The organism is Spongiibacter sp. C9W (assembly GCF_057370015.1).
The window spans coordinates 236,543-259,220 of the sequence record NZ_CM170672.1; the positions used below are offsets into that span (position 1 = coordinate 236,543).

Here is a 22,678-nt window from a genome sequence, read left to right on the forward strand (position 1 = left end):
AACGGGCATACAATGCCTGTGTCGAAAAAGCTCGGAGAGAGCATAGTATGAAATCATCGTTAAACGCGATATTTGCCGTAGCGATTGTTGCGTTGATTGGCTTTGAATATTGGCAGTACCGCCATAGTCAGGCGGAAACGCAGCGTTTGGAGCAGCAACTCGTTGCCTTACAGCAAAGCGTGGACGCCCTGAGCCTGCAGCTAAACAGTGCCAAGGAAGAGGACGCTGCCAGTTCGCTGGGGAATCTTCTCGAGGAAGCCAACAAAGCGTTGGTTGATGGTTGGTCGGTGATGGTCGATGCGGTTGAGCGCGAATTGCAACGCGCGCAACAGCAGATCGAAGAAAGTAAAAAGCCGAAATCAGAAGCGCCTACCGAGACGCCGCAGAGCCACTACGGTCCCGGGGCGCTCTGAGTCGCGAACGTGTCAGTGGCGCAATTGCGCGTCCAACTCGTCTACGAGCTCAGCCCACTCAGCGTCGTCGTCCAGGGCCTGCTTCAAAAAGGCGGCCTGGCTCGGCGACCAGAAGTGAGCCTGGTGCAGGGCCAGGTCTTTGGGGAGTGGCCGGTGACGCCCAATGAATGCTTCAATGTCGCTGGGCGTTGCTGGCAGGCCGAGTTGCTGAAACAGTGCTGACATGCTGTGAAATTCTGCTTCCATATTACCCTCCGTTATTCATGGTGAGTCAGCTGTCAGCCTAAACGATTAGGAGGTCGGCAGTAAATCCAGCCTCAACCCCGCATTCCACCCGCCGTCGACAATAAACTCAGAGCCTGTTGAGTAGCTGCTTTCGTCGGAGGCCAGAAACAGCGACATATTGGCCACTTCGGCGGGAAGGCCGACCCGCGGTAAGGGATGATTGACGTAGAAGGCATTGTCCTCGTCGCTGGGTTGGGCACCTTCTCCCGCGCCGTGCATGTCGGTGTAAATGCCACCTGGGTGGACCGTGTTCACGCGAATATTGTAGGGGCCTAATTCAATGGCGGCCGACTTACTCAGGCCGCGAACCGCCCACTTCGACGATACATAGGCGCTCAAGCCGTTTTTTGCTTGCAGGCCGTCGATAGACGAAATATTAATAATTGAACCGCCGCCGCTGCGCTTCATTGGCTCGATGGCAGCGCGTATGCCGAGGTAGGGACCGAGCTGATTCACCTTGATAACGCGCATGTAGTCATCGCCGTCCGAATCGGCAATGGCGGCTGCGTGGAGTATCGCTGCATTATTTACCAATATATTGAGCGGTCCAAGGGCCTCGGCTTCGGTAATCAGTGTTTGCCAATCCTGTTCGCACGATACATCGGCATGCACGTAGCGAGCATTCTCGCCTAGCTGTTGGGCCAGTGCCTGCCCGGGCTCATCCAGTAGGTCGGCGATTACCACTTTGGCGCCTTCTTCTACAAAACGTTTGGCGGTGAGCGCGCCCATTCCGCGCGCAGCACCGGTGATAATTGCGACTTTTCCCGCGAGCCTAGCCATCGATTTCTCCTGTTATTTTGTTAAATTCTCTGCGCATTTAATCGGTGACAAACTGTGCGGTCAATTGTCCAATAGGAGTAGGGCGTAGGTGTTATTCAATATCGGTGCGCCGCCGTTAAGGGAGGGTAGATGAAAAGTACAATCGGCATCGCGCTGTTGCTGCTGGCGGCAGGTCTAATGTGGTTTTATTACCAACAACAAGCGTGTTGCGTTTCGCCCCTTGAACCGCTGCCCATGACAGAGGGCAAATCCTCCCCCGGGGTGACTTCTAATCCGCCATCGCAAAAACAGGCAACAAAAACAGCAGACGGTGTGCCAACTGCGCCACCACTGGATTCGGCGCCGCCACTGGATTTGCGTTTGCCGGCTGACTACACAGAGGACGCGACGCCATTTGAGCCTCAAACGAGTCGCTATGGTGTTGAGCGTTGGTTTGAAGAGGGCGATAAGCCGGAATCAAAATTAAAACTGAAAAGTAAAATCTACCTTAAAGAAGATGCAACGCTGGATAAAAGTTTCAACGCTTACGATGAAAAGGTCGATGGTGTGGAAATGGGCTTTGAGTACAAAACGCCGTAGGCATGCTGGCAAAGTCAGAAACGTTGAGCAAAAAAAACCCTGCCGAGGCAGGGTTTTTTGTTTTTAGCGCTTGTCCAGTGGGACGAAATCGCGTTTTTCCGGGCCAGTATACAACTGACGTGGGCGACCGATGCGGTAGGCGCCGCTGATCATCTCGTTCCAGTGCGCGATCCAGCCTGGGGTACGACCCAGTGCAAAGATAACGGTGAACATACTGGTTGGGATGCCGATCGCTTTGAGGATAATGCCTGAATAGAAGTCTACGTTGGGGTAGAGCTTCTTCTCAACGAAGTATTCATCTTCCAGGGCGATTTGCTCAAGGCGCTTGGCAATCTTCAGCAGAGGATCATTTTCCAAGCCAAGCTCAGCCAGTACTTCATCAGCTGCTTGCTTCATTACCTTGGCGCGTGGGTCAAAGTTTTTGTAAACACGGTGACCAAAGCCCATCAGGCGGAATGGATCGTTCTTGTCTTTAGCGCGGGCAACAAACTCGTCGATGCGTGAGGCGTCGCCGATTTCTTCCAGCATATCCAGAACAGCTTCGTTCGCGCCGCCGTGAGAAGGTCCCCACAGGGCCGCGATGCCAGCAGAAATACAGGCGAAGGGGTTGGCGCCAGTCGAGCCAGCCAAACGCACAGTAGAGGTAGAAGCATTCTGCTCGTGGTCAGCGTGCAGCAGGAAAATCTTGTCCATGGCCTTAGCCAGTACAGGATTAACATTGCTGGGCTCGCAGGGATTGCCGAACATCATGTGCAGGAAGTTTTCTGAGTAGCTCAGGTGATTCTGCGGGTACATGAAGGGCTGGCCGATGGTGTACTTGTAGGTCATGGCAGCCAGTGTTGGCATTTTTGCAATGAGTCGAATTGCAGAAATTTCGCGATGGTGTTCGTCAGCAATGTCCAGAGAGTCGTGGTAGAACGCTGACAGGGCGCCAACTACGCCACACATAATTGCCATTGGGTGAGCGTCGCGGCGGAAGCCTTTGAAGAACGTGCTCATCTGGTCGTTGACCATGGTGTGCATGCGCACTTTGTTGACGAAGGTTTCTTTTTCAGTTTGGTTGGGGAGCTTGCCGTAGAGCAGCAGGTAACAGGTTTCCAGGTAATCTGACTGTTCTGCCAGTTGTTCGATGGGGTAACCGCCGTGAAGCAGAACACCTGCATTACCATCGATATAGGTAATTTTTGATTCGCAGGCTGCGGTGGAAACAAAACCGGGGTCGTAGGTGAAATATCCGTTACCCGTCAGGGGGCTAACTTCAATCACGTCCGGGCCAATGGTGCCGGAATGGACATTCAACTCCAGCGTTTTGCCATCGATACTCAGAGTGGCTTTCTTATCGCTCATTTGACGGGCTCCTGTTACTTTCTTTTCATAGCTTGTGGCGGTGGTTTCTGCTGTCTGACAATCGGCGTGGTGATGCTGAGCGCAACAGGCAGAAAGGCTCCCTGCAAAATTAGGGAGTCACAAATATAGAGAGCTAAAACGTTTTGTCAACGCTGACCACATTTTACCCTGTGATTGCGGCCGTGGGAATGTTTGATGTTTTCTGCACTTTATGCTGCCCCTGTCGATGCGTGCGCGGTTTTGGTGCGCCGCAAATCTTATGGCGCCATAATGGCGCGAAATAGTCCCGCAAACCCTTGATATAGCGCTTTTTTGGAGGGCAATTTCGACTAAAGGCGTGTTTGTAATTGCGTATGTATAGCCCTATAATGCGCGGCGTTTCTTCTCGAGCCCCAGTGCTTGCACCTCTTAGGAAGAAGCCCGGGAAGGAGAGCCCGGCAAACTTGATAGATCCACTTCCGTTGAACCGCCCGTAGTAAAAGGGCCTGAAATAAAGTGTGGAAAACCGTGAACGATAAACGACCTGTGAACCTGGATATCGGGACAATCGCACTGCCGATTACCGCATATACCTCAATCATGCACCGCGTCAGTGGTGTTTTCCTAGTGGCCGGTATGGCCGTCTTATTCTGGTTGCTGGGCACTAGCCTCAGTGGTCCAGAAGGTTTCGCTCAAGCCAAAGAGTGTTTGTCATCGTTCTGGGGCAAGCTGATCGTCTGGGCAGTATTAGTGGGTATTAGTTACCACGCTGCTGCGGGAGTGAAGCATTTGGTCATGGACGCCGGTATCGGTGAGTCTATGGAAGGTGGCGAGAGAGGGTCCAAGCTGGTGCTGCTGACTACAGCGGTTCTGGTTGTACTGACGGGGTTATGGGTATGGTAGTTAAATCAGTAACAAGTTTTGGTCGCAGCGGTCTTTCAGACTGGCTGGTTCAGCGAGTATCCGGTGTTGTTCTGCTGGCTTACTTCTTAGTCGTAGGTGGCTACTTGGTTTGCGAAGGCAGCACGATGGATTACGCCCAGTGGAGCGCGTTCTTTGCCTCGACATTTATGCGTGTCTTTAGTACTGCAGCGGTGCTGTCGGTAATTGCTCACGCGTGGATAGGTTTGTGGGCGGTCTCTACTGACTACCTGACCGAGCGTATGATGGGTGGCAAGGGTCTTGTCTTGCGCCTGGCGTTTCAGGCTGCATCAGCAGTTGTTCTGTTCACCTACCTCGTTTGGGGCATCCAGATTCTGTGGAGTTAAGTAATGGCTAATGTTCGTACTATTACCTTTGACGGCGTTATCGTCGGCGGTGGTGGCGCAGGTATGCGCGCTGCACTGCAGTTGGCCCAGTCAGGCTACAAAACTGCGGTAATTTCTAAAGTATTCCCTACGCGCTCTCACACAGTATCAGCCCAGGGTGGTATCACTTGCGCGATCGCGAGTGCCGACCCTCAGGATCAGTGGCAGTGGCACATGTACGATACCGTTAAAGGGTCTGACTACATCGGTGACCAAGACGCTATCGAATACATGACCAGTGTTGGCCCAGAAGCGGTTTTCGAGCTGGATCACATGGGTTTGCCGTTCTCGCGCACAGAAGAAGGTCGTATCTATCAGCGTCCCTTCGGTGGCCAATCGAAAAATTTCGGTGAAGGCGGTCAGGCGGCGCGGACATGCGCAGCAGCTGACCGTACCGGTCACGCCCTGCTGCACACCCTTTATCAGGGCAACCTGAAGAACAACACCGTGTTCTTTAATGAGTGGTTCGCCACTGACATTGTAAAGAACCAAGACGGCGCGGTTGTCGGTGTGATGGCGATCTGCATCGAAACGGGTGAAGTTGTCTACGTGAAGGCGAAAGCAACCGTATTCGCGACCGGTGGTGCAGGGCGTATCTACGCATCTACCACTAACGCTCACATCAATACGGGCGACGGCGTGGGCATGGCCCTGCGTGCTGGCTTCCCTGTACAAGACATTGAGATGTGGCAGTTCCACCCCACTGGTATTGCCGGCGCAGGGGTTCTGGTAACAGAAGGCTGCCGTGGTGAAGGCGGCTATCTGATCAATAAAGATGGCGAGCGCTTTATGGAGCGTTACGCGCCGAATGCCAAAGACTTGGCCGGCCGCGACGTCGTTGCTCGCTCAATGACACTGGAAATTCTCGAAGGCCGTGGCTGTGGCCCCAATGGCGACCACGTATTCCTCAAGCTCGACCACCTTGGCGAGGAAGTGCTGGAAAGCCGCCTGCCAGGTATTTGTGAGCTGAGCCGCACCTTCGCCCACGCTGACCCAGTTAAAGAGCCAGTGCCTGTGGTACCAACCTGTCACTACATGATGGGCGGTATTCCCACCAATATTCACGGCCAGGCATTGACGGTTGACGCCAGCGGCAACGACCAAGTGATTCCCGGCTTGTACGCCTGTGGTGAAGTGGCCTGTGTATCGGTACACGGCGCGAACCGTCTGGGTGGTAACTCGCTGCTTGATCTGGTGGTATTTGGTCGCGCTTCAGGTCTGTTTATTGAGAAAGCGCTGCGCGAAGGCATCGATATGCGCGACGCCTCAGAGAGCGATCTCGAGCAGGCCAACGAGCGCTTGAACCGCGTTAACAACAGCAAAGGCGGCGAGAAAGTTGCCGATCTGCGTACCGAGCTGCAAAACGTCATGCAGAACCACTTCGGTGTATTCCGCCGCGGTGACTTCATGCAAGAGGGCGTGAAGAAATTGGCAGATCTTCGTGGTCGCATTGAAAACGCGCATCTGGAAGACAAGAGCAACGCGTATAACACAGCGCGTATCGAAGCGCTTGAACTGCAAAACCTCTTTGAGGTGGCCGAAGCAACGGCTATCGCCGCTGAGGAGCGCAAGGAAAGCCGCGGTGCTCATGCTCGCGAAGATTTCCAAGACCGCGACGATGAGAATTGGCTGTGTCATTCCATGTACTTCCCTGGCGAGAAGCGTGTTGGTAAGCGTGCGGTTAACTTCGCGCCGAAAACCCGCGAAGCTTTCGCGCCTAAAGTACGCACCTACTGATCAGGGGAGAAGAGAAAATGTTGAAAGTCAGTCTCTATCGCTACAATCCTGAAGTCGATCAGGAGCCGTACATGCAGGATGTCGAACTCGACACCGGCGGCAAAGACCTGATGGTACTCGACGTATTGGAACTGCTGAAAGCGAAGGACCCTTCGCTGACCTACCGCCGCTCTTGCCGCGAAGGTGTCTGCGGTTCCGATGGTATGAACATCAATGGTAAAAACGGTTTGGCGTGTATTACGCCAATTTCGGAAGCCTTGAAAAACGGCAAGGGTGGTAACACCTTGGTGCTGCGCCCGCTGCCCGGCTTGCCCGTTATCCGTGACTTGATTATTGATATGAGCTTGTTCTACAAGCAATATGAGAAGATCAAGCCTTACCTGATTAACAACACGCCAGCGCCCGCGATCGAGCGTCTGCAATCACCTGAAGAGCGCGCCAAGCTCGACGGCCTGTACGAGTGTATTCTTTGTGCATGTTGTTCAACGGCTTGCCCGTCTTTCTGGTGGAACCCGGACCGCTTCATCGGCCCCAGCGGCCTGTTGCAAGCTTACCGCTTCCTTGCGGATAGCCGCGACACGGCAACTGAACAGCGTTTGAGCGAACTGGACGATCCTTTTAGCGTCTTCCGTTGCCACGGCATTCAAAACTGTGTCAATGTTTGCCCTAAAGGCTTGAACCCAACCCGGGCTATCGGCCATATTCGCAACATGTTGCTGAATCGGGCGAGCTAATCGCTGAGGGGCTCGAGAGAGCCCCACTTATTAGACCCTGCGAAGATAGGGCTAAAATCTGCGCGTATTGTGTCCTTTGATGTCACAACGTGACACCGGAACAAAATACAACTCGGTGCTTACCGGCACTAGCGAGATAAAAAACGTATTGAGAGGGATTGGCTAAGGCCTGTGGTTTAAGCCGGCCTCGCGGCGTACACTGAGCGTTGCGGGCGTAAGACGATGCAAAACGCCTTATCGGGCGATGCAGCATCCGGCAGCCACGCCTCTCGTTATTAGGTGGACAGGAATGCAGAAAGCGTCAATGGAGCTTCTTTGGAAGAGCTCCCACATATCTGGTGGAAATGCGGGTTACGTCGAAGACCTGTACGAAACCTACCTCACTGATCCCAATGCTGTTCCCGAGGAATGGCGAAACTATTTTCAACAGCTCCCCCGCGTCAGCGAATCCGCTATCCGCGATATCCCTCATTCTCCGATCCGAGATCACTTCGCTCAGTTAGCCAAACAGCCGGTTCGCGCCGCTGCCTCGGCCAGTAGCGAGGTCAGCGAGCATGAGCGCAAGCAGGTACGGGTTATCCAGCTGGTCAGCGCGTATCGTCAGCGGGGCCACCAGGAAGCGCAGCTCGATCCGCTGAACCTGTGGCAGCGCCCGGGCGTACCCGATTTGGAGCTGCAATATCACCAGCTCAGCGAAGCGGACTTCGATACCGTATTCCAGACGGGTAGTCTGTATATCGGTAAAGACCAAGCGACGCTTCGCGAGATCTACGACTCGCTGCGTGAAACCTACTGTCGCTCAGTAGGCGCCGAGTTCATGCACATTGTGGATACCCGCGAGCGTGCATGGATTCAGCAGCGTATGGAGAGTGTACGTTCAAAGCCGGAATACGGTTTTGAGGCGCGCAGCCATCTGCTGGAGCGCTTGACCGCTGCAGAAGGGCTGGAGAAGTCGCTGGGTTCAAAATACCCCGGTACCAAGCGTTTTGGTCTGGAAGGCGGCGAGAGCCTGATCCCAATGATCGACGCCATGATCCAGCGCGGCGGCGAATACGGCGCCAAAGAAATTGTCATTGGTATGGCCCACCGCGGCCGACTCAATGTATTGGTCAATATTCTGGGCAAGAACCCCGCCGAACTTTTCGATGAGTTCGAAGGCAAGGTTCAATACCAGGGCTCGGCCGACGTTAAATACCACCAGGGCTTTTCTTCCAACGTGATGACCCCGGGCGGGGAAGTGCATTTGGCACTGGCCTTCAACCCGTCTCACTTGGAAATTGTATCGCCAGTGGTCGAGGGCTCTGTGCGTGCACGGCAGGATCGTCGTTTTGATCCCGTCGGGGAAAAGGTCGTGCCGATAGTACTCCACGGCGATGCGGCCTTTGCCGGTCAGGGTGTGGTCATGGAGACATTCCAGATGTCCCAGACCCGCGCTTACAAAACCGGTGGCACGATCCACGTCGTCATCAATAACCAAGTGGGTTTCACCACCAGCTTGCAGGAAGACGCGCGCTCCACGGAATACTGTACCGACGTTGCAAAAATGGTACAGGCGCCGATTTTCCACGTTAACGGTGACGATCCCGAAGCGGTGTTGTTCGTGTCGCAGTTGGCCGCCGACTTCCGCCAGGAATTCAAGAAAGACGTGGTGGTTGATTTGATCTGCTACCGCCGTCGCGGTCACAACGAAGCGGACGAGCCGTCAGGCACCCAGCCGCTGATGTACAAGCAAATCAGCAAGCAAAAGAGCACGCGTGAGCTCTACGTCAACAAGCTGCTTGACGATGGCACTATCGACAAAGCGCTGGCCGACAAAATGGCCTCTGAATACCGTCAGGCCTTGGACGACGGTCAGCACGTTGCCAAGAGCTTGGTGAAAGAGCCGAATACCGAGTTGTTTGTCGATTGGACGCCGTATCTGGGACATGCGTGGGATGTCTCGGGTGATACCCGCATTGACGCCAAAGAACTCAAAGAAGTGGCAGAGGCGGTTAACGCCGTGCCAGAGGCCTTTAGCGTGCAGCGCCAAGTGGCGAAGATCTACGAAGATCGCCGCAAAATGGCTGTCGGCGCCATGCCAATCAACTGGGGCTTTGCCGAAACGCTGGCCTACGGTTCCCTGCTCAATGCTGGCCACCAGGTTCGCCTTACCGGGCAAGACGTGGGACGCGGAACCTTCTCGCATCGCCACGCGGTATTGCACAACCAAACAGACGCCAGCCGTTATGTGCCACTGCAACACGTGACCGATGATCAGCCGTCGTTTGATATTTACGACTCGCTGTTGTCCGAAGAGGCGGTACTGGCATTCGAGTACGGTTACGCGACCACCCAGCCCAACGCCTTGGTGATCTGGGAAGCGCAGTTTGGTGATTTCGCCAACGGCGCACAGGTGGTAATCGACCAGTTCATCAGCAGTGGTGAGTTGAAATGGGGTCGTTTATGCGGTCTCACCATGTTGTTACCCCACGGCTATGAAGGCCAGGGGCCTGAGCATTCATCTGCTCGCTTAGAACGCTTCCTGCAATTGTGTGCCGAGCACAACATCCAAGTGTGTGTGCCCTCTACGCCGGCGCAGGTGTTCCATATGTTACGCCGCCAGGTTATCCGCCCGCTGCGCCGCCCACTGGTGGTTATGTCACCGAAGAGTCTGCTGCGCCATAAGGAAGCAGTATCAACGCTGGAAGAGTTGACGGATGGCCAGTTCCAGAATGTGATTGATGAAACCGACGATATCGATAAGTCAAAAGTGACGCGCATGGTGTTGTGTAGCGGCAAGGTCTATTACGACCTGCGCGACGCTCGCCGTGAGCATGGCAAAGACTCTATCGCTATTGTTCGTTTAGAGCAGCTTTATCCCTTCCCCTACGACGATCTGCGTGAAGTTATTGCGCAGTATCCAAACCTGAAGAAAGTGGTTTGGTGTCAGGAAGAGCCGCGCAACCAAGGGGCGTGGTACAACAGTCGCCACCGTATGGCGAGGGTCATTCGCAGCTTTAAACCCGAGAAGAATTTGCTGTTGGGCTACGTCGGTCGCGAACCGTCAGCGTCGCCGGCTGCGGGCTACATGGCCTTGCACATTGAGCAGCAAGAAAAATTCATCAGTCAGGCTTTGAAACTCTAGGCCGGACCAGCGCATAACCATAGACGCGTGCAGCGAACTAACGACAGGATGAAAAATGAGTACTGAAATCAAAGCGCCAACGTTTCCAGAATCTGTTGCTGATGGCTCTATTGCAACATGGCATAAACAAGTCGGTGAGGCGGTAAGCCGCGACGAGCCGCTGGTAGACATCGAAACCGACAAAGTCGTGCTCGAGGTGGTTGCACCAGCCGACGGTGTGTTGAAGGAAATTATCAAAAATGAAGGCGACACGGTATTGAGCGACGAAGTCGTGGCCGTGTTTGAAGAGGGCGCCGCAGGGGAAGCCCCCAAAGCGGAAAGCGCGCCCGAAGCAGCGCAAGCACCTCCTGCCAGTGAAGATCTGAAGATCAGCCCGGCGGCGCGCAAAGCGCTGGAAGAAAAGGGCATTGATGCCAGCGCCGTAAAAGGCACCGGCAAAGGTGGCCTGATCACGAAAGAAGATGTGATGAATTACCAGGCGCCAGCTGCCAAACCGGCCGCTGCAGCACCTGCGCCAGCAGCCGAGGTGGATGTGCCTGCCGGTGAGCGCGTTGAAAAACGTGTGGCGATGACCCGCCTGCGTAAGCGCATTGCCGAGCGACTGCTTGAAGCGAGCCAGACGACCGCGATGCTCACGACCTTCAACGAGGTCAACATGAAGCCGGTGATGGAACTGCGCAAACAGTACAAAGACCTGTTTGAAAAGAGCCACAATGGTACGCGTCTGGGCTTCATGGGTTTCTTCGTTAAGGCGGCTTGCGAAGCACTGAAACGCTTCCCAGCGGTGAATGCCTCAATCGACGGCGACGATATCGTTTACCACGGTTACCAAGACGTTGGTGTGGCAGTGTCTACCGATAAAGGCCTGGTGGTGCCGGTATTGCGTGATGCCGACCACATGAGCCTAGCTAAAATCGAAGACAAAGTACGCGACTTCGGCTTGCGCGCTCGCGACGGCAAGCTGGGCATCGAAGATATGACCGGTGGAACCTTCACCATTACCAACGGTGGTGTGTTTGGTTCGCTGTTGTCGACGCCTATTCTGAACCCGCCGCAAACGGCCATTTTGGGTATGCACAAAATCCAGGAGCGCCCGATGGCTGTGAATGGTCAGGTTGAAGTGCTTCCCATGATGTACTTGGCGCTGTCTTACGATCACCGCTTGATCGACGGCAAAGACGCCGTACAGTTCCTGGTCACCATTAAGGACCTTATCGAAGATCCTGCGCGAATTCTGCTTGAGGTATAAGGCCGCTGCGGGCGTCAATGGAATCCATGGTTTAGGTATTACAGGAAACAGATATGTCTAAGTACGATGTTGTCGTAATCGGGTCAGGACCGGCGGGCTACGTAGCCGCTATTCGCGCTGCGCAGCTGGGTTTAAAAACTGCCTGCGTTGAGAAAAACCGCAACAAGGCGGGCAAGGTTGCTCTGGGTGGCACTTGCCTGAACGTTGGCTGTATCCCTTCTAAAGCGCTGCTGGATAGCAGCTACAAATATCACGAAGCGAAGGACGCCTTTGATGTGCACGGCATTTCTACCGGCAAGGTGAGCATCGATGTGCCTGAGATGATCAAGCGCAAAGACGCCATCGTCGATCAGCTAACTGGTGGTGTCGGCGGCCTGTTTAAGGCCAACGGCGTAACCGCCATTGAAGGCTACGGCAAAGTACTGGCCGGTAAGAAGGTTGAAGTCACCGCGGAAGATGGTTCGACGTCAACGCTGGAAGCGGAAAATATTATTATCGCGGCCGGTTCAGTGCCGGTTGAAATTCCACCGGCGCCCATCGACCAAGAGGTGATTGTCGACTCCACGGGCGCGCTGGAATTCCAATCTGTGCCCAAACGCCTTGGCGTGATCGGCGCGGGTGTTATCGGCCTGGAGTTGGGCAGTGTATGGGCACGCTTGGGCAGCGAGGTTGTGGTATTGGAAGCTCTGGATAGCTTCTTGCCGGCCATGGACCAGCAAATTGCTAAAGAAGCTGCCAAAGTCTTCAAAAAGCAGGGCCTGGATATTCGTCTGGGTGCACGGGTTACCGACACCGAGATCAGCCGCAAAAAAGTTAAAGTGTCTTACACACTGAATGATGAAGAGAAGGATGAAACCTTCGACAAGTTGATCGTGTGCGTGGGTCGCCGTCCGCTGAGCAATGGCCTGTTGGCTGCCGATAGCGGTGTGAACCTCGACGAGCGCGGCTTTATCTTCGTCAACGACCACTGCGAAACCGATGCGCCTGGCATCTACGCGGTGGGCGACATTGTGCGCGGCCCGATGCTCGCTCACAAAGGCTCGGAAGAGGGCGTGATGGTCGCCGAGCGCATCGCTGGCCACAAAGTCAGCATGAACTATGACTGCATTCCGTCCATCATTTACACGCACCCAGAAATTGCGATGGTCGGCGCCACCGAAGAGCAGCTGAAAGCTGACGGCGTACCCTATAAATCAGGCAGTTTCCCCTTCGTTGCCAGCGGCCGCGCCCTGGCAGCCAACGACACCACAGGGATGGTGAAGATTCTCGCCCACGAAGAGACGGACCGCATTTTGGGCTGTCACATCATCGGCCCGAGCGCCGCCGACCTTGTTCAACAAATCGTTATTGCGATGGAATTCGGTTCCTCAGCCGAAGATATCGCCCTGACAGTGTTTGGCCACCCGACCTTGTCGGAAGCGGTTCACGAGGCGGCATTGGCCGTCGATGGCCGCGCCATACACATGCCGAATCGCAAGAAGCGCAAATAGATTTGCGGTAGTTCGCAAAATTCGGGAAAATACTGACCCGAATTTTGCGGCGTGCCGCAATGTGCAGAGGGAGCGGGCCATTCACTGACAGCGTATTGCCCGCTTAACACTTCCACAGACCGAGATGGTAAATCCAACATGAACCTTCACGAGTACCAAGGCAAACAACTGTTTGCTGAATACGGGCTGCCTGTGTCTAAAGGCTACGCCTGTGATACCCCGGAAGAGGCCGCTGCTGCGGCTGAAAAAATCGGCGGAGACAAGTGGGTTGTAAAAGCTCAAGTCCACGCTGGTGGCCGTGGTAAAGCTGGTGGCGTAAAGCTGGTCAGCAGCACCGACGAAATCAAGGCGTTTGCAGAGCAGTGGCTGGGCAAGAACCTGGTTACCTACCAAACAGACGAAAATGGTCAGCCAGTTTCTAAAATTCTGGTTGAGTCTTGCACCGATATCGACCAGGAATTGTACCTGGGCGCCGTGCTTGACCGCGGTACTCGCCGTATCGTCTTCATGGCCTCTACCGAAGGCGGTGTTGAAATCGAGAAAGTTGCCGAAGAGACTCCAGAGAAGATTCTCAAAGCAATCATCGATCCCCTGACTGGCGCTCAGCCTTACCAGGGCCGTGAACTGGCTTTCCAACTGGGTCTGAACCCCACTCAGGTTAAGCAGTTTGTAAACATCTTCCTGGGTCTGGCTAAGCTGTTCCAGGAAAAAGATCTGGCGCTGCTGGAAATTAACCCGCTGGTTATCACCACTGAAGGCAACCTGCACTGCCTGGACGCCAAAGTGGTTATCGACGGCAACGCGGTATACCGCCACAAAGACCTGCAAGCCATGCACGACCCTTCACAGGAAGACGAGCGTGAAGCGCGTGCAGCAGAGTGGGATCTGAACTATGTTGCCCTGACCGGTAATATCGGTTGCATGGTAAACGGTGCCGGCCTGGCGATGGGTACTATGGACATCGTATCTCTGCACGGCGGTTTCCCTGCTAACTTCCTCGACGTAGGTGGCGGCGCGACCAAAGAGCGCGTTACCGAAGCCTTCAAAATCATCCTCGAAGACAGCAATGTTAAAGCCGTATTGGTTAACATCTTTGGCGGTATCGTACGCTGTGATCTGATCGCCGAAGGTATTATCGGCGCAGTGAAAGAAGTGGGTGTGAGCGTACCAGTGGTTGTGCGTCTCGAAGGTAACAATGCCGACCTGGGCTCTAAGTTGTTGTCAGAGTCTGGCTTGGACATCATCGCGGCAACCAGCCTGACCGACGCGGCTCAGCAGGCTGTTAAAGCAGCGGAGGGTAAATAATGGCTATTCTGATCAATAAAGACACCAAGGTTATCTGCCAGGGTTTCACCGGTGGTCAGGGTACCTTCCACTCTGAGCAAGCGATTGCCTACGGCACGAAAATGGTTGGCGGTGTTACGCCAGGCAAAGGCGGCACTGAGCACCTGGGCCTGCCCGTGTTCAATACCGTTAAAGAAGCCGTAGAAGCGACTGGCGCAGAAGCGTCTGTTATCTACGTACCTGCGCCATTCTGCAAAGACTCCATCCTGGAAGCGGCAAACGCGGGTATCAAGCTGATCGTATGTATCACCGAGCACATCCCCGTACTGGACATGCTCGAGTGTAAAGTGAAGTGTGACGAGCTGGGCGTTCGCCTGGTTGGCCCTAACTGCCCAGGTGTTATCACTCCGGGCGAGTGCAAAATCGGCATCATGCCTGGCCACATTCACTTGCCGGGTAAAGTGGGCATCGTATCGCGCTCCGGTACACTGACCTATGAAGCGGTTAAGCAAACCACTGATTACGGTTTCGGCCAATCTACTTGCGTAGGTATCGGTGGTGACCCGATCCCGGGCTCTAACTTTATCGACATTCTGGAAATGTTCGAGAAAGACCCCGGCACTGAAGCGATCGTTATGATCGGTGAAATCGGCGGAACTGCAGAAGAAGAGGCGGCAGCCTACATCAAAGCAAACGTAAGCAAGCCAGTGGTTTCTTACATTGCCGGTGTGACTGCACCTCCAGGCAAACGTATGGGCCACGCTGGCGCCATCATCTCGGGCGGTAAAGGTACTGCCGATGAGAAGTTTGCTGCACTTGAAGATGCAGGCGTTAAAACCGTGCGCTCACTGGCGCAAATCGGTGATGCACTGAAAGAAGTTACTGGCTGGTAAGTTCGGCTGTAACGCTAAGAGGGCGGCTTCGGCCGCCTTTTTTGTGTCTGCTTATTTTGCGGCTTGAATCCGACGCATCGTCTTCAAGTCGAGCTTGTGTTAAAAAGTGAACTATGATTCACTCCTTGTGGTGAGACAGTGTTATGGCTTACAGAGAAACGCCACCCATTGCCAAACGTAAGGCCGAATTGCGTGAGCGGCTGCTGAAAAGCGCCGAATCATTGGTAAGGGAAGGGGGCTTTAAAGCGCTGACCATTCAAGCCCTCGCCGCCGATGCGCAGGTGAGTGTGGGGTCGGTCTACCGGTATTTCAAAAACAAGGACCAACTGGCGACGGAAGTCTTCTCCCATGCCAGCCGCCGCGAAGTGCGGGCCGTTGCCGACGCCCTGGAGGGCGTTGGCGATGCAAGGGGGCAGATCGTTGCCGGCACGCGTTGTTTTGCCGAGCGCGCGTTTATGGCGCCCCAGTTTGCCTGGGCGTTGATCGCCGAGCCGGTCGACCCAGCCGTGGATGAGGCACGTATTAATTTTCGCCGCGACTACACTGCGCTGTTCGAGAAAGTAGTCAAACGCGGGGTTGAGAGCGGAGAGTTTTGCCAACAACCAGCGGCGCTGGTAGCACCCGCACTGGTTGGCGCACTGGCAGAAAGTTTGCTCGGGCCGTTGGCAGAGTCCGAGCGTAGTAGCGACATGATTGATGAACTTTGCCTGTTCTGCTTGCGAGCGGTGGGGGCGAAAGACTAGGAGGGCTTATGGAGCCGTTGAAGAATCAAAACCCCAGTAGCGATGACGCCAATAACACAGTGAATACCCATTCGGTGTTCAACCAATCTCAAGCGCTGGAAAACACCAACCTCTTCGACGACGACATCGCCCTGCAGCAGGCGTTGACCAGCTATGCGCCGGGAGCTGCTCTCGATGCCCTGCGTGACTATGGTCAGCGCTGTGGCAGCGCTGAGGTGATTGCCTGGGGCTTTGACGCCAATGAGCAAAAGCCCCAGTTCGACAGCCACGACCGCTTTGGTCATCGCGTGGATGAGGTGCGCTTTCACCCCTCGTATCACAAGCTGATGAAAATGGCCTTGGAGCAGGGCATTCACGCGATGCCCTGGCAGGGCGACATTGCTCAGGCCCACACACAGCGCGCCGCGTATAGTTATATGCAAAGTCAGGTTGAAGCCGGACACGGCTGCCCGTTGACCATGACCTTTGCCTCAGTGCCCACCTTGAATCTCACGCCGAGTATCGCCAAGCAATGGTTGCCCAAAGTGCTGGCGCAGGGCTATGAGCCCGAGAACAAGCCCTATTTTGAAAAGCAGGCCGTCACCATTGGCATGGGTATGACCGAGAAACAGGGTGGCAGTGATGTGCGTGCCAACACCTCGGTCGCTCGCGCTGTTGGCGCTCAGGGCCCGGGTGAACTCTACGAAATTACCGGCCACAAGTGGTTTTTATCCGCACCGATGTGCGACGCCTTTTTAATGCTGGCGCAGTCGGCGGGCGGCTTGAGCTGTTTTCTGGTGCCGCGCTGGCGACCGGATGGCGAGAAGAACTCGTTGTTTGTACAGCGCCTAAAAAACAAGATGGGCAACGTTTCAAACGCCTCCTCAGAGGTCGAAATGCGCGCTGCTCAGGGTTGGATGGTCGGCGAGGAAGGTCGGGGCGTTCCCGCCATCATAGAAATGGTCGCCTTGACCCGCTTCGACTGCATGGTGGGCTCTACCGCGGGTCAGCGCCAAGCCGTTGCCCAGGCCGCGCACCACGCCAGCCAGCGTGAAGCCTTTGGCAAGCGCTTAATCGAGCAGCCCCTCATGCAAAACGTGCTGGCAGACCTGCAGTTGGAGGTGGAGGGATCGTTGGCCATGACCCTGCGCATGGCCGCCGCGCTGGACGCCAAGACCGACGACGAAAAGCTGCTGCTCCGCTTGGGTTGCGCGGTCGGTAAATTTTGGATCTGCAAACGCACACCCGGCCATGCCTACGAGGCCATGGAGTGCCTCGGCGGCAACGGCGTCATTGAAAATTGCATTATGCCGCGTTTGTACCGCGAGGCGCCGATTAATGCGATATGGGAAGGCTCGGGGAATATTCAGGCGCTGGATGTGCTGCGCGCCTTTAATAAATCGCCCGAGGTTCAGCAGCGTTGGTTTACTGAATTGGAGCAGGTTCGCGGTCTATCGGCAGTACTGGACCAGAGTATCGATGCGCTGCGGCAATCGCTGGCCGATCGCGATGGCGTTGAATACGCCGCCCGTCGCTTGGTTGAGCAAATGGCGCTGTGTCTGCAAGCGGCGCTATTGCTAAAAAATGGCGACCCTGTGGTGGCCGAGGCCTTTATCGCCTCGCGTTTGCAGCAGCCCCACGGCGTGTATGGTTGCCTGCCCAAAGGCGTGGATGTGGCACATATTGTTCGGCGTATTTTACCCGAACGTCTGTAAAGGTCTTGAAATTGGACAGCCTGTCCCCATAAAGCTTACACGTCCCGCTGGGCGAACGATAAATTAGCTTTACAGGTGATAGGCATGTCCACAGCAGAAAAAGAAACTCTGGGATTTCAAACCGAAGCGAAGCAAATGCTTCAGCTGATGATCCACTCCATGTACAGCAACAAGGAAATTTTCCTTCGCGAGCTGGTTTCTAATGCTTCCGATGCGGCTGACAAGCTGCGCTTTGAAGCGCTTTCCAATGACAGCCTGTTTGAAAACGACCCCAATCTTCGTGTGCGTGTAGAGGCCGACAAAGAGGCCGGCACGGTTAGCATTAGCGATAACGGCATTGGTATGAGCCGCGAGGAAGTGGTGGCCAACCTCGGCACTATCGCCCGTTCAGGCACCGCAGAATTTTTGAAAAACCTCAGCGGCGACAACAAGAAAGACTCGCAGCTCATCGGTCAGTTTGGTGTGGGTTTTTACTCGGCCTTTATCGTTGCTGAGCGCGTAGAAGTATTCACCCGTCGCGCAGGTGCCGATGCCTCGGAAGGTGTGCACTGGGAGTCGACTGGCGAAGCCGACTTCTCCATTGAAAGCTGCGAGCGCGCCGAGCGTGGTACCAAGGTGGTACTGCACCTGCGCGAAGAAGACAAAGAATTTGCCGATGATTGGCGACTGCGTTCCATCATCAAGAAATACTCTGACCACATCAGCATTCCCGTAGAAATGCTAAAAACGGTTACCGCGGAAGAGGGTGAAGAAGCCCCCGAGCCAGAGTTTGAAAGCATCAACTCCGCCACAGCGCTCTGGACGCGCCCGCGCAACGAAGTGAAGGACGACGAATACCAAGCCTTCTATAAGCACGTGAGCCACGACTTTGCTGAGCCGCTCACCTGGAGTCACAACAAGGTTGAAGGCAAGCTGGAATACACCAGCCTGCTATACCTGCCATCGCAGCCACCGATGGATATGTGGAATCGCGACGCGGCGCGGGGCGTTAAGCTCTATGTGCAGCGCACCTTCATTATGGACGACGCCGAGCAATTCCTGCCGCTGTACCTGCGCTTTGTAAAAGGTGTGGTGGACTCTAACGACCTGTCGCTCAATGTATCGCGCGAAATTCTTCAGCAAGACCCCGCTGTGGATGCAATGAAAACGGCGCTGACCAAGCGCGTGCTGGACATGTTGGGCAAGCTGGCGAAGAACGATACTGAGAAATACCAAACGTTCTGGAAGGCCTTTGGCCAGGTATTGAAAGAAGGCCCGGCTGAGGACTTCAGCAACCGCGAAAAGATTGCCAAGCTGCTGCGCTTTGCCACCACCCACGATGACAAGGCCGAACAGCTGCACTCGCTGGAAGATTACGTAGCACGTATGAAAGAGGGGCAGGAGAAAATCTACTACGTGGTGGCTGAAAACCATCGCACTGCGTCCAGCAGCCCTCACCTGGAAGTGTTCCGCAAGAAAGGTATTGAAGTCTTACTGCTTTCTGATCGCGTCGACGACTGGCTGATGAATCACCTCGCTGAGTTCGATGGCAAAGCCTTCCAGGATGTTGGCCGCGGCCAGCTGGACCTTGGTGAGCTGGAAAACGAAGAGGAGAAAAAAGCGCAGGAAGAACTGGCTGAAGAGCACAAAGACCTGATTGAGCGCGTTGCCAAGGCGCTGGGTGAAAAGGTTGAAGAGGTGCGCGCGACGAGCCGACTGACCAGTTCGCCGGCGTGTCTGGTAGTGGGTGACCACGATATGGGCGCGCAGATGCGGCGTATTCTTGAAGCCGCTGGCCAGGCGCTGCCCGAGTCCAAGCCGATTTTCGAGCTGAACCCAGAGCACCCGCTGGTGCAAAAACTGGACAAAGAGCCCGATGAAGACCGTTTTGCCGACCTTGTCGACATTCTCTTTAATCAGGCGCATTTGGCCGAGGGCGCGCAGCTGGAAGACCCTGCGGACTACGTTAACAAGCTGAATAAGCTGCTGCTGGAACTCAGCGCCTAGCGTAAGCGCAAGAACCACAGTGAATAGAGCGGCGCTTCGGCGCCGCTTTTTTTCGACGCCGTTCTTCATCGCCGCAGCGCAATGATAAACTGCATGAAAAACAACAAGCGGAGCCGCAATGACGGACAAGCATAAAGTAGCCATAGTGGGTGGGGGCAGTTTCGGTACGGCAATCGCCAATATTGTTGCCGATAACGGCCATGATGTGTGCCTGTGGATGCGTAACGCCGAGCGCGTCGCCGAGGTGAACGAGCAGCACAGTAACAGCGCCTACCTGCCCGATATTTCCCTGAACCCCGCCCTGCGCGCCAGTACCGATCTGGCCGAAACCGTAACGGGCTGCGACGTGGTCTTCGTTGCCGTGCCCAGCAAGTCTTGCCGCGATGTGGCTCGCCAACTGGCGCCGTTATTAGCCGACGGCACTATGGTGGTCAGCACGACCAAGGGTATCGAGGTCGACAGCAATGAACTGATGAGCGAAGTTTTGCGAGAAGAGCTGGGCAATGTCAGCATCGGCGTGATGAGTGGGCCAAACCTTGCCAAAGAGCTGGCAGCTCGGGAAATTACCGGCACGGTTATCGCCAGCGCAGATGAGCGGCTAACCCAGTGTATTCAAGACCTGCTGCAGTGCTCGTATTTTCGTGTATACGCCGGAAGCGATATCTACGGAGTGGAGTTGGCCGGCGCCCTGAAAAACGTTTACGCCATCGTCGCGGGTTTGGCGGCGGCACTGGGCGTGGGCCACAACACGATCAGCATGCTGGTTACCCGCAGCCTGGCGGAAATGAGTCGCTACGCCGTGCAAAAGGGCGCCGACCCCTTAACCTTTTTGGGCCTGGCCGGTGTGGGCGATTTATTCGTAACCTGTACCTCGCCACTGAGCCGCAACTACCGCGTGGGTTATGCGCTGGGGCAGGGGCGGGATCTGAACGAGGTTGTCGCTGAGCTTGGGCAGGTGGCGGAAGGGGTGAATACCCTCAAGCTGCTCAAGCAGCAATCTAAGCAGCTGGATATATACATGCCGTTGGTCAATGGTTTGTACGCCATCATTTACGAGGGCAAAACCGTGCAAGAAGTGATTGGCGATATGATGTGGGCGGAGCAAAACCGCGACGTTGAATTTGCAGTGCAGAAAAGCTGATGGAAATCGTCTTAATTCGCCATGGCGCGGCATCGTGGGATGCCGCTACCGATATGGAGCGCGAACTCACCGAGCGCGGTATTGCCGAAGTTGAAGCCGCGGCGCAGTGGCTTGGCCAGCAAGATTGGCGCCCCGAGGAAATCTGGGTAAGCCCTTACCGCCGCGCCCAGCAAAGCGCCGCCATTATCAATGCCGATTGGCAGCTACCCCAGCGCAATAAAGCCTGTCTGACCCCGGATAACCGACTCGAAGGCCTCGATACCATGCTGTCGACGTTTCGCGGTCAGCGCCTGCTGCTAGTGGGGCACAACCCACTACTCAGTAATGCGCTGGCTCACTGGCAGGGCGAGTCACAATCCTATTGGGGGCTGCAAACTGCCAGTATGGCCCGTGTTGACGCCGACGTGTTCGCCCCGGGCTGTGGCAACTTGCAATGGCTGCGTCACTTTCCGAACTACGCTCACAATGGCCGCTAGTACTATGACGACTGTCTCTGCAGAATCGCTCAGCTTTGAGGTGGAAGGTCTGCACATAGCCGCGCAAGCCTGGGGCCAGGCCGATGGTATTCCAGTGCTTGCCCTGCATGGTTGGCTGGACAATGCCGCCAGTTTTGCCGCTATTGCCGAGTATCTCCAGCAGCAGGGCAACCCGCTGCGCATTGTTGCGCTCGATCTGCCCGGCCACGGGAATAGCGATCACAAACCGCCGTCGGGTAACTACGCCATTTGGGACGATCTGCGAATTATCTGCGGTGTGGCCGAACAACTCGGCTGGTCCCAATACAGCCTGTTGGCCCACTCACGCGGCGCGATGATCGCGGCGCTGCTGGCGTCGGCTATGCCAGACAATATTCGCGCGGTCGTCTGCATCGACGGTTTGCTGGCCGACCCGCAAGCGGGTGAAGAATTCCCCAAACAGCTGCAGCGCTATCTAAACGGATTTTCCAACCAGGGGCGACCGCCACGCGCGTTTGATACCCTGGAAGACGCTGCCGCCGCGCGTATTAAAGTAATGCCCATGAGCAAGCGCTCGGCTCGTGCCATTGCCGAGCGCGGCACTTATCAGGGTGACGACGGCAAATTTTATTGGCGCAGCGATCGCCGCCTTGCACTCGCTTCCCCCCATAAACTGACCGCAGAGCAATGGCGGGCCGTGCTGCAAGGCATTCACGCGCCGCTGCTGTTTATTGCCGCCAAACAAGGCTTTGGCCAGGAAATACTCGCACTAAGCGACGCCAGACCCAAAGCCTTTAGCACACTGGATGTTGATGGCGACCATCACTGCCATATGGATAGCTGCGTTGAGGAGGTGGCTGAGGCGGTTGTGGCGCATTTTCTGTCGCAGGTTTAGCCGTCTTTTTCAGATAACTCCAAAGGAATCTGAGAGCGTGGCTCGTGGTATTGATTTGTATTGCGGCGCGTATATGCTCATGGAAAAGGATTGATCGACAGAACAAAGGGAATTGGTGTTCGTTTATCAGCTTGCGGTCTTTTGCAGCGCATCTATCGAATTCAATATACTCAAATTCCCTACTGGTGAATTGTGCCACGCTAATGCCCGCGGTACGAAAATGGCGTGGGGACGTGGTTCCTTTGTTACATGCTAAGGAGCTTGCAATGAACGAACAAAATAATGAGCTACTTAGGCTCCGGTGCGATATCGCTGATGCTAGATGCGGTGTGGCAGAGGAACTTGGATGGCCCTTTTCTTTAGTATCTGCACTTGCCATGTACTTTAAATGGCAGTCGCTACTTTTAGCCGTTGGTGTAGCCGTCGTCGTATACTATCTCTCAGTCCATCGTTATCAAAAGGCGCGTGACGCAGCATGGGACAAATATGAGCGCGTTACCAATACTGGTCGTTTTTATCGAGATAAGTCTTGAGTGCGAAAACATCTAGCGAGTGCTCGGCCC

The 22,678-nt window shown here is 55.2% G+C and carries 21 protein-coding genes; 18 read left to right on the top strand and 3 right to left on the bottom strand.

What is annotated here, in order from left to right; translation table 11 throughout:
- Positions 1-47 precede the first annotated feature (47 nt).
- Entirely contained in the window at positions 48-413 is a 366-nt protein-coding gene (locus tag AC2Q8J_RS01075) for a hypothetical protein (RefSeq protein WP_486451930.1), read from the top strand.
- A gap of 12 nt (positions 414-425) precedes the next feature.
- On the opposite strand, the gene AC2Q8J_RS01080 is transcribed toward AC2Q8J_RS01075, so the two are convergent.
- Entirely contained in the window at positions 426-659 is a 234-nt protein-coding gene (locus AC2Q8J_RS01080; protein ID WP_286695684.1) for a DUF2789 domain-containing protein, read from the bottom strand.
- A gap of 45 nt (positions 660-704) precedes the next feature.
- Complete coding sequence (locus AC2Q8J_RS01085; protein WP_288363384.1) at positions 705-1,478, bottom strand: glucose 1-dehydrogenase; 774 nt, start codon at positions 1,476-1,478, stop codon at positions 705-707.
- A gap of 129 nt (positions 1,479-1,607) precedes the next feature.
- On the opposite strand from AC2Q8J_RS01085, the gene AC2Q8J_RS01090 reads away from it, so the two are divergent.
- Positions 1,608-2,057: a hypothetical protein gene (locus AC2Q8J_RS01090; RefSeq protein ID WP_486451931.1), complete on the top strand. Its 450-nt coding sequence runs from the start codon at positions 1,608-1,610 to the stop codon at positions 2,055-2,057.
- Between the two features lie 63 nt (positions 2,058-2,120).
- Here AC2Q8J_RS01090 and gltA read toward each other — a convergent pair whose 3' ends face one another.
- Positions 2,121-3,404 carry a citrate synthase gene (gene gltA, locus AC2Q8J_RS01095; protein ID WP_204996391.1) on the bottom strand — a complete coding sequence of 428 codons (1,284 nt, stop codon included), beginning with the start codon at positions 3,402-3,404 and terminating at the stop codon, positions 2,121-2,123.
- A 507-nt stretch (positions 3,405-3,911) separates the two neighbouring features.
- Between gltA and sdhC the strand changes: the two genes are divergently transcribed.
- From sdhC to AC2Q8J_RS01175, 16 genes are all read left to right on the top strand, one after another.
- Positions 3,912-4,286: a succinate dehydrogenase, cytochrome b556 subunit gene (sdhC, locus tag AC2Q8J_RS01100; protein WP_204996392.1), complete on the top strand. Its 375-nt coding sequence runs from the start codon at positions 3,912-3,914 to the stop codon at positions 4,284-4,286.
- Positions 4,280-4,651 carry a succinate dehydrogenase, hydrophobic membrane anchor protein gene (gene sdhD / locus AC2Q8J_RS01105; RefSeq protein ID WP_036256246.1) on the top strand — a complete coding sequence of 124 codons (372 nt, stop codon included), beginning with the start codon at positions 4,280-4,282 and terminating at the stop codon, positions 4,649-4,651. Before sdhC ends, sdhD begins: the two co-directional genes overlap by 7 nt.
- Positions 4,652-4,654: 3 nt before the next feature.
- Complete coding sequence (sdhA, locus tag AC2Q8J_RS01110; RefSeq protein ID WP_027873851.1) at positions 4,655-6,427, top strand: succinate dehydrogenase flavoprotein subunit; 1,773 nt, start codon at positions 4,655-4,657, stop codon at positions 6,425-6,427.
- Positions 6,428-6,444: 17 nt separating this feature from the next.
- Positions 6,445-7,161, top strand: a complete 717-nt coding sequence (locus AC2Q8J_RS01115; protein WP_027873850.1) for a succinate dehydrogenase iron-sulfur subunit — start codon at positions 6,445-6,447, stop codon at positions 7,159-7,161.
- A 289-nt stretch (positions 7,162-7,450) separates the two neighbouring features.
- Entirely contained in the window at positions 7,451-10,285 is a 2,835-nt protein-coding gene (locus tag AC2Q8J_RS01120; protein WP_486451932.1) for a 2-oxoglutarate dehydrogenase E1 component, read from the top strand.
- Positions 10,286-10,340: 55 nt separating this feature from the next.
- Positions 10,341-11,534 carry a 2-oxoglutarate dehydrogenase complex dihydrolipoyllysine-residue succinyltransferase gene (gene odhB / locus AC2Q8J_RS01125; RefSeq protein ID WP_486451933.1) on the top strand — a complete coding sequence of 398 codons (1,194 nt, stop codon included), beginning with the start codon at positions 10,341-10,343 and terminating at the stop codon, positions 11,532-11,534.
- Between the two features lie 53 nt (positions 11,535-11,587).
- The gene (gene lpdA / locus AC2Q8J_RS01130; RefSeq protein ID WP_027873847.1) at positions 11,588-13,024 is read left to right on the top strand and encodes a dihydrolipoyl dehydrogenase; all 1,437 of its coding nucleotides are present in this window, start codon (positions 11,588-11,590) and stop codon (positions 13,022-13,024) included.
- A gap of 138 nt (positions 13,025-13,162) precedes the next feature.
- The gene (sucC, locus tag AC2Q8J_RS01135) at positions 13,163-14,329 is read left to right on the top strand and encodes an ADP-forming succinate--CoA ligase subunit beta (RefSeq protein WP_027873846.1); all 1,167 of its coding nucleotides are present in this window, start codon (positions 13,163-13,165) and stop codon (positions 14,327-14,329) included.
- Positions 14,329-15,201 (top strand): succinate--CoA ligase subunit alpha, encoded by an 873-nt coding sequence (sucD, locus tag AC2Q8J_RS01140; protein ID WP_027873845.1) that lies wholly within the window; start codon positions 14,329-14,331, stop codon positions 15,199-15,201. The genes sucC and sucD overlap by 1 nt, the downstream gene beginning before the upstream one ends.
- A gap of 143 nt (positions 15,202-15,344) precedes the next feature.
- A complete protein-coding gene (locus AC2Q8J_RS01145) occupies positions 15,345-15,944 on the top strand; it encodes a TetR/AcrR family transcriptional regulator (RefSeq protein WP_204996396.1) in 600 nt (199 codons plus the stop codon).
- Between the two features lie 8 nt (positions 15,945-15,952).
- Complete coding sequence (locus AC2Q8J_RS01150) at positions 15,953-17,638, top strand: acyl-CoA dehydrogenase family protein (protein WP_486451934.1); 1,686 nt, start codon at positions 15,953-15,955, stop codon at positions 17,636-17,638.
- A gap of 84 nt (positions 17,639-17,722) precedes the next feature.
- On the top strand, positions 17,723-19,624 hold the full coding sequence (htpG, locus tag AC2Q8J_RS01155; RefSeq protein ID WP_424145369.1) for a molecular chaperone HtpG: 1,902 nt from the start codon (positions 17,723-17,725) through the stop codon (positions 19,622-19,624).
- A gap of 118 nt (positions 19,625-19,742) precedes the next feature.
- A complete protein-coding gene (locus AC2Q8J_RS01160; protein ID WP_486451935.1) occupies positions 19,743-20,765 on the top strand; it encodes an NAD(P)H-dependent glycerol-3-phosphate dehydrogenase in 1,023 nt (340 codons plus the stop codon).
- Positions 20,765-21,241, top strand: a complete 477-nt coding sequence (gene sixA / locus AC2Q8J_RS01165) for a phosphohistidine phosphatase SixA (RefSeq protein WP_486451936.1) — start codon at positions 20,765-20,767, stop codon at positions 21,239-21,241. Before AC2Q8J_RS01160 ends, sixA begins: the two co-directional genes overlap by 1 nt.
- Positions 21,242-21,245: 4 nt before the next feature.
- Positions 21,246-22,115 carry an alpha/beta fold hydrolase gene (locus AC2Q8J_RS01170; RefSeq protein ID WP_289083500.1) on the top strand — a complete coding sequence of 290 codons (870 nt, stop codon included), beginning with the start codon at positions 21,246-21,248 and terminating at the stop codon, positions 22,113-22,115.
- A 266-nt stretch (positions 22,116-22,381) separates the two neighbouring features.
- Positions 22,382-22,648 carry a hypothetical protein gene (locus tag AC2Q8J_RS01175; RefSeq protein WP_289083501.1) on the top strand — a complete coding sequence of 89 codons (267 nt, stop codon included), beginning with the start codon at positions 22,382-22,384 and terminating at the stop codon, positions 22,646-22,648.
- The last annotated feature ends 30 nt before the right edge of the window (positions 22,649-22,678 follow it).